The organism is Paenibacillus sp. GbtcB18, assembly GCF_019091125.1.
GTDB classification, from domain to species: domain Bacteria; phylum Bacillota; class Bacilli; order Paenibacillales; family NBRC-103111; genus Paenibacillus_F; species Paenibacillus_F chitinolyticus.
On sequence record NZ_JAGXJX010000012.1, the window covers coordinates 105,559 to 118,330 of the forward strand.

Annotated in this window: 6 protein-coding genes; all 6 read right to left on the reverse strand. The window is 48.5% G+C overall.

The genetic code is table 11. From position 1 onward, the window contains the following. Positions 1–9: 9 nt before the first annotated feature. Positions 10–6,009: a non-ribosomal peptide synthetase gene (locus tag KVT34_RS26335; RefSeq protein ID WP_217562679.1), complete on the reverse strand. Its 6,000-nt coding sequence runs from the start codon at positions 6,007–6,009 to the stop codon at positions 10–12. A 44-nt stretch (positions 6,010–6,053) separates the two neighbouring features. Next, positions 6,054–6,854 (reverse strand): type III secretion system chaperone family protein, encoded by an 801-nt coding sequence (locus KVT34_RS26340; protein ID WP_217562681.1) that lies wholly within the window; start codon positions 6,852–6,854, stop codon positions 6,054–6,056. A gap of 177 nt (positions 6,855–7,031) precedes the next feature. Beyond that, positions 7,032–7,280 carry an acyl carrier protein gene (locus tag KVT34_RS26345; protein ID WP_217562683.1) on the reverse strand — a complete coding sequence of 83 codons (249 nt, stop codon included), beginning with the start codon at positions 7,278–7,280 and terminating at the stop codon, positions 7,032–7,034. A gap of 67 nt (positions 7,281–7,347) precedes the next feature. Next, positions 7,348–7,539, reverse strand: a complete 192-nt coding sequence (locus KVT34_RS26350; protein ID WP_217562685.1) for an MbtH family protein — start codon at positions 7,537–7,539, stop codon at positions 7,348–7,350. Between the two features lie 34 nt (positions 7,540–7,573). After that, the gene (locus KVT34_RS26355; protein ID WP_309244135.1) at positions 7,574–9,163 is read right to left on the reverse strand and encodes an aminotransferase class V-fold PLP-dependent enzyme; all 1,590 of its coding nucleotides are present in this window, start codon (positions 9,161–9,163) and stop codon (positions 7,574–7,576) included. Next, positions 9,160–12,756, reverse strand: a complete 3,597-nt coding sequence (locus tag KVT34_RS26360) for a non-ribosomal peptide synthetase (RefSeq protein WP_217562689.1) — start codon at positions 12,754–12,756, stop codon at positions 9,160–9,162. The genes KVT34_RS26355 and KVT34_RS26360 overlap by 4 nt, the downstream gene beginning before the upstream one ends. Positions 12,757–12,772 lie beyond the last annotated feature (16 nt).

Below are 12,772 nucleotides of genomic sequence, written 5' to 3' on the forward strand. Positions count from 1 at the left end.
ACGATCATGTCATCGCGCATATGTACCCCACTGCTCTACTTTGATTGTGACTGAAAGCCGGGACAAGAGACCATACATCTTTTGCAGGACTTGTCTAATGTCTAGAGCATCGTACAAGTAGTGATTGTACTTGACACTCAACGTTAAACATTCGCCGGGGGCGGCATAGACACGCAGCGGAATATTCATATAGAGAATATTTTGCGTATCTTCTAGCTGAATGGCAGTACCCGGCGATGCATAATACTCTTCTTCCGCAGTGATGAAGACGAATGTCGCATCATAGATAGCCTGCTGGAGCCACTTCTTGGGCAGTTGCGCCCATTTGGCAATCTTTCTCGGATCAGCAAGGATATTTTCACTCAATTTGGCTTGCTCTGACTGGATACTTCTGAGCCATTCGCTAATTTCCATTTCTCGCTTAACTTGGACTCTGAATGGAACCGTATTGACAAATACCCCGACTATGTTGTCGATATCGTTGACAGGAACGGAGCGTCCCGAGTTCAAGACACCGACGATGACATCATCGCTTCGATTGTATAAGCTGAGCGTCAGCGCCCATACACCAAGAAGCAGCGTATTTAGCGTGATGCCATTTTTCTTGCAATAGAGTGTCAGGGCTGAAGTCTCCGCATTCGTTAAGGACAGCTCTTCATATCCCGCCTTATAATCAGCATTCAGGAAGTATTCCGCCCGCTTCGGGATATTGGGGAGCTGCCCATTGTCGTATCCTTCAAAATGCTGCCTCCAGCGTTCTTGGGAATCACGTTCATTGTTCTCACGCAACCAATTGATGTAAGTGGAAAATGGAACTGCCGGCTCCAATCCGTCAGGCTCGCCTTTCACAAACCCGGAATATAGCTCGAATACTTCACGTAGCAGGATCGACCAGCTCCACCCGTCGAATAGAGAGGTCGCGTAATTCCAAATAAAGCGGTGCTGGTTGTCCTGAACCCGGATCAGCGCAAACCGCATCAGCCCCGGCTTGTTGATATCCATGGGAGAATTGCACGCTGTATCCAAATAGCTTTGAAGCCTCTCCTCCAACTGACTCTCAGGTACTCCACTCCAATCCAGATCAGTCCACTCGCACTCCGCTTTTTTGTGCACCATCTGGACGGGTTCCTTTAGATTGCGCCAATGAAAGGAAGTTCTCAAGATCGCATGGCGCTGAATGACAGCTCTCCATGCGGACCTAAAGCAGGTCAGATCAAGTTGTCCGCGAAGGAGACATGTGAATATCTGCGTGTTATTGCCTGATTTGTGAGAGATTAAATTGTGAGATATCATCATCAGCTGCATGGGGGTCAATTCATAGATGTCCTCTACCTCCGTAACTGAACTTGTCAACTGATCGATTACGGTTTGGTTCAGCCATTTGGCTGAGAAGTCGGAAGGCGTATATCTGCGGTGGAATTGCCTCTTACAATGGGCGCTTATCTCGATCAGCGATTGTTTCCAGCCGGCAATAAATGCACGTAATTCAGCGGAACTGTATTGCTCTGAATCATATTGAATGGAGCCGATCAAACCGTTATTCTTTATCGAACAATTCAATTCAAACGCGTATATTTTACGCTGGTTCGGACTCATTGCAGGACCAACAGGCTCGTTGGCAAGGTCTGCAAATTGCGATGGCCCCGACGAGAACATCGAATCGAGGTTGCCTAAATAGTTAAAGCAAATGTGTGATGCAGGAAACGAGGATAAAGTCTCTTCGCTTGCTGATAAATATTTCAATAAGCCAAATGACATCCCGTTGTGCGGGACAGCTCTAAGTTGTTCCTTGACTGCAAGCAGTGCTTCTCCAATCATTCCTTCTTCTGGTAGAACCAGACATGCCGGATAAATGGAAGTAAACCAGCCTACCGTTCGTGTCAAATCGATTTCTTCGAACAGTTCCTCGCGTCCATGCCCTTCCAGATCAATCTGGATACGATGTTGTCCCCACTCTTTCTTGACCGTATGCAGAAATCCGGTCAGCAATAGCTCGTCCAGCTGCATCCGGTAAGCACGATGCCCATGTTCCATTAAAGATGCTGTCTCTTGCTCGCTCAAATGAAAATCAATCGTCTCCGTATGCCGGGTGACGGCCTTCAGACCCCTGCCCGAAGCCTGGAATCCAGTATCTGATGCAAGCGTCCGTTGATGGCGCCAATAAGCCAAAGCGCTGTTCAGATCTGCCCGATTCGCCCACTCAGGCAGAATGGCGGCCCATTGCTTATACGAAGCCGTTTTGAGCGGCAGCGCTTCGTCCGTCCAGAGCAGTGTTTGCAAATCCTCTATAAGGATTCGCCATGAAACACCATCAATGACGAGATGATGCGCAACGATCAGCAACCGGTGACTTTGCGGGGTTCCACAATCAAAATAAACGAACCGTATGACATTTCCGCCCTCAATATCCAATGAGCCCTGAATCGTTGCAGACAATTGTTGAATAACTGCCTGTTGCTGTGCCTCTTCCACGCTGGTTAGATCGACATAGGAAGCCGTTTCATACCTGGTTCCTGGTTCCATAAATGACTGCTTCCAGCTGTTATCGTGACAGGAAAATCCGGTTCTTAGTGCATCGTGATGCCTGATTAGCTGACCGACCGCTTCTTCAAATCTCAACTTGCTGACGGGCTTGTGTATATTCAGCAGAACAACCTGGTTGTAATGATGCTTCTCTTCCAGATCCAGTTGGAAGAATCGCGCTTGGATTGGCGTTAATCCCGCTTCACCTGTAACAACTCCTTGCTCGTTCATTCTGATTGCGGTCTCTTTAACCACCTGCGCCAGCTCAGCAATGGTCTGATGTTCCATCATTTGCTTGGTCGACATGTGAATGCCGTTTTTATTCGCTCTGGACACACATTGAATACTTAAAATCGAGTCTCCGCCAAGTTCGAAAAAGTTATCGTGTACGCTGATTTGCGAAATACCAAGAAGTTGCGACCATATCACTGCAAGCTTTGCTTCGGTCTCAGTCCTCGGGAGAACAAATGCGCCCTCTCGCTCATACTCCCCTTCTTGAGGAACAGGCAGTTGCTTGCGATCTAGCTTCCCGTTAGATAAATATTGGAATTCCTTCATGATAACGATTAACGAAGGCACCATATAATCTGGAACGACTGACTTCAAGTATTGTTTGAGCTCAGGTGGATGAATCGATCGTCCCTCCTGAGGAACAACGTAAGCGACCAGCCGTTTTCCGCTTCCCATGTCTTCTCTGACGGTTGCCACGTTTTCCCTAACGCCTGGGAATTGTGCAACCGCATGTTCAATTTCGCTCAGTTCAATCCTGAATCCGCGAAGCTTGACTTGGTAATCCATCCGGCCAATATATTCGACCGTGCCATCCGGCCAATACCGCGCAAGATCACCGGTCTTGTACAGCCGCTCACCCGGATCAGCCGAATATGGATTCGGGACGAATTGTGCAGCAGTCAAGTCTGGCCGGCCATAGTAGCCTCTTGCCAGACCGATGCCGCCAATATACAATTCTCCGGCAATCCCGGCAGGGAGCCGCTGCATTTTCGCATCCAATATGTAAATTTGTATATTGTCGATCGGTTTTCCGATCGGGGTCACTTTCTTCTCGTAATCCGGGCGGCATTCCCAGGCAGTGACGTCTATCGCAGCTTCCGTCGGACCATACAAATTGTGAAGATTTGCATTCATTTTGCTGAAATAACGCTGTTGCAGTTCGTAAGGGAGAGCCTCGCCACTGCAAAATACGTATCGGAGCGAATCACATGCCGCAAGCACGTCCTGTTCCAGAAATACATTTAGCATGGAAGGCACAAAATGTATCGTTGTAACCTTATGCTCCTTGATCAGTTCCACTAGGTAGGCGGGATCCTTGTGACCTTCCGGCTTAGCAATGATCAAACGCTGCCCCACCATCAAAGGCCAAAATAATTCCCACACGGAAACATCGAAGCTGAGTGGTGTCTTTTGCAGCACCCTGTCTTCCTCATCAAGACCATAGGTTTTATGCATCCACCATAAGCGATTCATAACCCCTTTGTGCGCATTCATGACTCCCTTCGGCTTCCCTGTGGAGCCGGAGGTGTAAATGACATACATAAGCTGGTTCTCTTCGAATGGTTCGTTCAAATTATGAATCTGCTCCATCGCAATGGCGTTCCGGTCGCGTTCAAAGTCAATCACCTTGCCATGGAAAGTTTGCATACGGCCAACCAGATGATGCTGTGCGATCACAATGGATATGCCCGCATTCTCGATCATATAGGACAACCGTTCATCCGGATTAAGGGCATCCAGCGGCACATAGGCCCCGCCGGCTTTAAGAATGGCGAGCAGACCGATCATCATTTCAAAGGAACGCTCAACCAGCAAGCCAACGGGTACCTCCATCCCCACCCCTTCCCGCTTCAGGAGGCGGGCAAGCTGGTTAGCTCTTTTGTTCAGTTCTCCGTAAGTCATTTCCACGTTCTCAAAAACAAGCGCAACCGCGTCAGGGTATTCTTCGGCGACCTGCTCGAACAAGTGATGAACACTTTGGCCTGTATCGACATCGGCAGATGTCTTGTTCCATTGCGTAAGCTCAAATTTGTCTCGGTCTGTCAGATACTCAAGCTCCCACACTCTGGCATCCGCTTGTTCTGTGATACTCGCAAGCAAGGAGAGATAATGTCCGGTGAATCTGGCAATTTTTTCTTCCTGGAATAAGTCCTTACTATACTCCAACCATCCTCGAATTTCTCCATCGTGCTCCGTTAAATCCAGCATGAGATCGAATTTGGACGTTCCGTTATGCACATGCTGAACATCAAATTCCAGACCATTCAGCTTGGCAGAAGGCGTCCGGGTGTTCTGAAGAATGAACATGACCTGGAACAAGGGATGATAGCTTATATTTCTTTCAATCCTCAGCTCATCCACCAGCTGCTCGAAAGGCAACCGTTGATTGGCATAGCTGTCCAGAACGTTTTCGCGAATTCGTATTAACAGGGCATCCACGGTTTCGTCCGGATTAATGACCGTTTTCAAGGCTACGGTATTAATGAAGCAACCGATTAAATCTTCGATTTCCGGCGTTTCCCGTCCAGCTACAGCTGTACCGACCACAATATCCGCTCTGTTCGTATAACGGTGAAGCAACACTTGAAGCGCTGTCAGTAGTAGCATGAATAAGGAAACGCCCTTGGCTTTGCGGAACGACTCCAGCTGCAGCGTCAACGAATTTGAAATCCTGACCGGGTAGACGTTCCCACGGTAACTCGACTTGGAAGGGCGTGGATAATCCCACGGCAGCTGCAGCACCGGAACCTCTTCCTCAAAAATTTGTTTCCAGTATTTACGCTGCTTTTCAAGCTGATGATCGTGCAATCCATCGGTTTGCCATTGCGCATAATCTTGATACTGTACTTTCAAGTCAGGCAGATCTGCTGTCCTATTCCCAGTTAAGCTGCTGTACAAAGACATAAGCTCCTTCAGGAATACTCCGCGCGACCAGCCATCGGATACGATATGGTGGAACAGGACCGACAACACATGCTCATCGTCGCCTACACGGATCAGAAGAGAATCAAAGAGCGGTCCTTTGTCCAGTTGAAAGGATATTCCTGCATGCCGAGCTGTAATCTCTTCCACGCTGGAGCCATCAGGCTGCTCCTGCAAATCCAGGACGGAAAGCTCTGCTGGCATATGCTCATGGATTTGTTGTACGGGTTTCTCGTCTTGAAGCGTATAGGACGTCCGCAGTACATCATGTCTGTTGACGATGCGGCAGAATGCTTCTTGCAGGCTGTTCACGTCCAGAGCACCCTTTAGTCTGATAACTAACGGGATGTTATAGCTAGGGTTGCCTGGCTCCAGCTGATCCAGGAACCACAGCCTACGTTGGGAGGATGATAAAGGAATAGAATCATTTCTATTACAACGCTGAATCAAAACTGGTTTGACATCCGTTTTGTTCTCTAATGCTTTTAGAAGCAACGCCCTCTTGGCAGGTGAAAGTAACTTCAGTTGTTTGTTCATTTCACTCGTTTCCATAACAGTTCCCTCCAATCGTTCGTACTATCTCAACGGTCTGCGGGTCAGAATTCAATTTGTTTGATTTGCAAGTAGATTTTCTGCTCCGTCTCCCGCAGTTCATCACATTGGAGTTCGAATCGTTCTTTGTTGATTGTTCCGGATATTTTCGTTTTATACGCCATAAACATTAATCCGCTAGCCAGCTTGTAGCTATTCTCCAGACATGCAGACAGATCCGGATTCTTATGCTCTATCCGTGCAAGATACTGCAAGAATGCATATCGGGAGCCACTAATAATGGCTAGCGCATGGGCCATATTGTCGGTTACCGACACCAAATCAGACGGCTCATCTTTTAACCGTTGAACCATCGCAGCGAACAATTGCAAGCTGTCCACATGCGAATGCAAATAAGTTTGCGAAGCGTCCTTCAGCCATTGAAGCAAGTCATTGGAAACCGTCTTGTCACCATAAGCTAACGTACATATATAATTCGGCGTCGTGCAATCGTCGTAAGCCGCTTTCACTATACGTTCCTCGTAATTCCGTTCAATGATGGCAATACCGACGTTATCTCTCGTATGATAGATAAGATCGCCCGAGCAGCTAATTTCATAACCGCTCAACATATAGGAATGATTGGTATGTTTGAGCAAGTAAGAATCCCGATGAGGAATATGGTATTCACTTGCCCGAATAAATACGGTAATACCGGAATCCAGATAAGACAGGATAGTTGATTTGGCCTCATCGTAGCGGCGAATAGGTTTAAATTGAGGCATAACATTCAGAACCCGCATATCCTCCAGGCTAATATTGTTGGTGTACTCATACCTCGTCTTTTGATTCTCAATCATTTCCATTAAAATACGATCCGTACTCTCCAATGATTTATAGTACAGATGCTCGACCGGATACCCCAGGCTCTCCAAATGAGATAACAGGTGAAATTGGGTACACTCCAAATAGTATTCATCAAAAATATTCATAGGAGCATAAGCCCGACAGCGCTGTCATGCCTGATCATCGCTACATCCCCCTCAAGCAATTTTAGCCTCGACATAATTCGTGATGCTTTGGATTGATTGAAAATGGTCCACAATATCGTCCGTACTGAATTCCATCTGAAACTCGGATTCGATCGCCACAATCAGCTTGACGCAATCCATCGAATCCATGCCAATTGCGAATAAATTCTCCTCAGGCTTCACATCATCAATCGGTTGTTCCAGCTCCACATTTTCCGCAATTATTTTCTTCAATATGCTTGAGATCGTATCTCTGTCCATTTTTTAAATCCTCCGCTCGTTAGAACTTGATTTACTTGAGATTTTAGGAACATGCATTATTGGCGATTTATCCCTGCATTTTATTTCTGAGACTCATAGGGCGCATATCGGTCCAGACGGATTCAATATATTGCAAGCATTCCTGTTTGTTGCCGCTTGGTCCGACCACTTTCCAGCCGAGTGGCACAACCTTGTCTGCAGGCCAGAGCGAGTATTGTTCCTCTTCGTTGACAACAACGGCAAAAATCGGTTCTTCCATATAGATCCCCTCTCAAAATGAATGAATGATTTGGTTAGGTTAGAAATTGTGCAATCTTCGCTTGCTCGTCCAGCACGGCATCGATGTCATTTCCGGTTGTCAGCGGATTCGAAATTACAGCTCTCAGGGCCACGATTGGCTCTTGTTGATTACTGAGCACGGTCGTACGTGAGACGAAAGTTTGACCTGCCCGCAGCTGCATGCTCTGCAGCTCCTCATTAAAGGCATTGATCATTTTGTTTTCCGCTTCCGTTAACGATTTATTCACTGCTTTTTCACGATAAGCAACTGGAATATACCGGTACAATATAATGTTGGTCTGCGGTTGAATAAGCAGCTCGAATTCTTTACGCGCCTGTATGGATTCCACCATATAATTCACGTTGTACATCCCGTAATCAATCAGCGATTCGTAACCTCGCTTGCCGATCATTTGCAGGGCAGCATGCAGCAGCAGCGTATTTCCCGGCCGGGAGCCTTCCAGGGAGCGTTTTCCAAGATCCAAGGAGCCTTTGCGGATGATATAGCGGGCGTCCTTCTCAATCGTTTTGGCTGCCGACTGATCTTTGAAGAGAACCATGCCAAGCCCCATCGGCAAATAAAACTGCTTATGTCCATCGATAGTGACGGAATCTGCCGAAGACAGCCCGATGAGCTTATCCCGGTAGCGTGAAGAGAACAACAAAGGTCCTCCCCACGCCGCATCCACGTGAAAATGGGTTTGAAATCTCCGGCACAGCGCCGAAATCTCCTGAAGTGGATCAATGCTGCCGGACTCCGTCGATCCTGCAATACCGATGACTGCGACAACGAGCTTCCGCTCCTGTTGGCAACGGAAGAGCGTTTCGTATAAAGCATTCAGATTAATCCGGTGCTGCTCATCAACCGGAACTTTAATCAAATTGTTCTCACCAAAGCCAAACAAGTCAACGGCCTTCTCGAACGAATAGTGCATTAATGAAGACCCTACGACAACAGCCTCCGTATAGCCGTAATGACGCATCGCAGCCTGCATGCCCGTTTTTCCGATCCCGGCAAAACCTTCGCATGGCCCCAACGCTTTGTTCCTCGCGCACCAGAGTGCGGTCAGATTGGCCACGGTCCCCCCCGAAACGGCGACGCCTAAGGTGCTCTCCGAGTTCTGAACATGCTTGTCATAGTAGGCTTCGGAATTCTCGAATACAAGCCGGTGCATCATGCCCAAGGCTTGTCTCTCATAGAAGGTCAATGTCGCAGAAGTCTCCACTTTCACGACATTCTGATGCAGCGCTACGACAAGCTTGCTGAGCGGTTTTACGAAATAGGGCAACGCTGATGTCATATGGCCGATAAATCTGGGTGAAGAGGTTTTGGAAGAGTACGGAATAACATGCTCCATCAAATGTTCCAGGAAATCATCGGCAGTGACGGGTCTTTCAGGCGTTAGACTATCAATATACTGTGAGGCTATAACAGAAGAATCTACCGTATGGGTTTGGGTCGTATGCTGAAACCTGTGAATCATCTCCTTAACAGCAGCTTCCATATGTTCCTCATCAGACCAATCCGGTGCAAACATACGATTTATTATCGGATCATAACCTGGAAGCGTATCCGAAACGTACTTCCCATATCCTCTGCTCATACTGACATCCTATTGTTATGAATTAGCTGGTTAATACGATCTGTATCGTTTATAATCTCTTCCGCCTCGCCCTCATCCAATTCAGCTATCATTTCGATTAATCGCTTCAGTTCCTCGTCATCTGCTTTGTTGAGGACATAACCATCGATAACTTCAGCAAGCTTCTCGATTGTAGGCTGTTCATACAGTTCACGGATTGGCAGATCCGCATTAAATTCGAACCGGATCCTCGTCATAAGACTAGTGGCCATCAATGAATTCCCGCCGAGGTCAAAAAACAGATCATCGACGCTGATTTGCTGCAGGTCGAAAAGGTCCTGCCATAACGCTAGCAGTCTGCGCTCCGTCGGTGTACTCGCTTCCCGGTGCACCTTGTTTCTGCTAACTTTGGCCTGTTGCGGGCTCGGCAAGGCTTTGCGCCACACTTTGCCGCTCGGTGTCAGAGGAAACTGATTTAACTCCACGATGAATGCAGGAACCATATACGGCGGCAACGATTGCTTCAGTACCTCCCGAACCGTCTCCGTATTTTTATCCGGCGCCCCTTCAGTGAAGCGGATATAAGCTGCTAATGCCTTCGCTTCTCCGCTTCCTGTCACATCTACAACAGCCTGTTCGATGCTCTCCAGTTGACTAATCGCCCACTCGATTTCTTGAAGCTCGATCCGCACCCCTCTAATTTTGACCTGATGATCAGCCCGGCCTAGGAACTGGATCGTTGCATCCGGCAAATATCGTGCAAGATCGCCCGTTCTGAACAGGCGGCTTCCCGGAACTTCTCCGAACGGATCAGGCAGGAAGCGCTCTGCCGTTAGATCGGGCCGGTAATAGTAGCCTAAAGCCAATCCAGCTCCGCCTACATAAATCTCGCCGACGGCACCAATAGCTACTGGTTGCATAAAGCTGTCGAGGATGTGAATCCGATTATTGGCAATCGGAATGCCAATAATGCCATGGCCATCGCCCTTCCTCGCTTCGTGATAGCAGACATCGGCGCCAACCTCGGAGGATCCGTATAAATTAATTAGGCGTCCTTCCGGGATGCACTGATAAAATTGCTCGACAACATTCGCAGTCAACAGCTCACCGCTGGATATGCACCACTTCAGAGACTCGATAGAAGCCCCCCGTTGTTTGAGACTCAGGAGAATGTTGCTCAGCAGTGAAGGCACCAGAACGAGACGGGTTACCCGGTTTTGTCTCAGAGCATCGATCATCTTCTCCGTATCTCGTACATACTCTTCATTTAAGATCATCACAGGGCATCCTTGAAGGAGCGGTCCGAATATTTCCCACACTGAATCTACAAAACTAAGCGGTGTTTTGTGGCAACACAACTCTTCTTGTTCAAAAGGATACTCGTCCCACATCCAGCGGAAGCGATTAAGCGTATTCGAATGTGTACCTGAGACACCCTTTGGATGCCCGGTTGAACCCGACGTATAGATCAGATAGGCGCTGCTCCGCGCGTCACGCCGTCGCTCCGGAATCCGTGCCGCTTCTTCGTTGCGCCTCTCGCCTGCCGCTTCTTCTACATCCAGCAACCGTCTGTATACGGACTCGACCTCCATCCACCGCTGCATATTCTCGCCACTTGTTAGGATCCATTCAGCACGCGAATCTTCCACAAGGAAGCGGATTCGTTCATCGGGAAACGCCGGATCAATCGGAACGTAGACACCCCCGGCTTTCCACACGCCAAGTATAGCGGCAACGGCATGGACGGATCTCGGCAAGTAGATGCCGATTACGGAATCCTGCCGCATGCCTTTGCTTATCAGTATATGCGCGATCCGGTCTGCCTGATCATTCAGTTCCTTGTATGTGATTCTCGTATCCTCGTTAATCAAGGCTGTACGATCCGGCGTTCGCAACATCTGGTTCTCGAATAGCTGGTGTAAGCAAGCCGACTCTCCCCAATCTTGCCGGGTATCCAGCCAATCAACCGGACAGCGGCTTGCCGCATTCCGAGATGGAATAGCATCCTCATAGCGGTTATCCGGCTCAGCGCACATCAATCTAGCCAATTCCACATAATAATCCGCATAAGTGATTATTTGCTCCCGAGTAAGTCTGGATGCATGGTAGTAGAACTCCAGTTGCAGGCCCGACACTTCGCTAGGATGCTGTGAAAATTGAACAAGCAGCGGAATATCAGTCTGCTCGAAAGCATTCATTTCAATCACACGCTGATAATTTTGAATATCACGGTAAACATGGAAATGATTATAATTGAACAACACCTCAAACAATTGAGAATAACCCGAAAGTTCACGAATTTCCGATTGAGGGAACCGCCGGTAGGCTAGCAATTCCTTCTCCCTGTCGAAAATATGACGAATGAGTTTATTCCAGCTTCCACCAGTCAGCTTAATCGGAAGAGGAACGGCGTTTAAAAACATGCCTAACGTTTGTTCTCCCCCTGCTTCTTCCAGACGGCCGTTGGTCAACATGCCAATACCCAGATGCGAATGACCGGATAAATACGCGATCGCCCGGACATGAAGCGCTAACAGCACAGTTTTCAAGGGTACTTGATTCTGCGTTGCCAATTGATGCAGGCTTCGGTAAAGATCCGCGGTGAACGAAATCCCGTACGTCTGGCATTGCTCCGCAACCGGCGCTGCCGGTTCTGTTGCTTGCGCATCCCGGGTATAATCCGGTAATCGCGTAACGGCATAGTCCTCCATTTCCTTACTCCAGAACAACCTGCATGACGGGTCATTCAGAATTAACCGTTCTGCCGACACATAGTCCCGGTACAACACACGCTGCCCGTTATGAGGAACGCTTGGCTGTAGCTGTTCATCTGCGTTCGTCAAAATCTGCATGTCGTACACGCGGAACAACTCGGTCAGCATGGAAGCGACGCTCCATCCGTCGAGAATCGCATGATGAAAGCTAAGCGTAAATTGAAAAGCCGCTGTCGATCGTTCGTGGATAAAGACGCGGTACAATGGAGCTTGTCCCCATTCGAATGATTGCCGTTTCTCCTCATCGCTCCATGCTTGCAAAGCTGCTTCCTGTTCTGCCGGATCGCTTGGCAGTTGCAGCTCGATTAAAGGCAAATCAATGTTTTTGCGAACCAATTGAAGGGGCTCAGAGAAATTCAGGTAATCCACCGTTGTTCTCAATATCGGATGATTGTGGATCACAATGCGCAGCGCTTCCCGGAATGCTTCTGCTTGATAGCGCCCCTGGATGTGAAAGCTGAACACATCATGGAACGTTGCTGAATCCGACGTCCATTTGCTGTGGAACAACATGCCTGCTTGCAAGCGGGACAACGGGTAAGCATCCTCGATCAGCTCCAGATCAATCCGTTCCATGTCACCAGGCTTCAAGCCGTCGAACGGAGCGGATGCAGGGGCTTCCTCGCTGCTCACTGATTCATGCACAGAAATCGCATGTTCAGTCAGTTCGGCAATACTCTGATATTCAAACAACTGCCTGGTGGTAATGGCATAGCCTCGTGCCTTTAACCTGGCTTTGACCTGAATACTCAGAATCGAGTCGCCGCCGAGGGCGAAGAAATTGTCGTGAATGCCGATCCGATCTAGCTTCAACACGTCCTGCCCTACCTCGGCAATCACCCGCTGCGCCTCATTC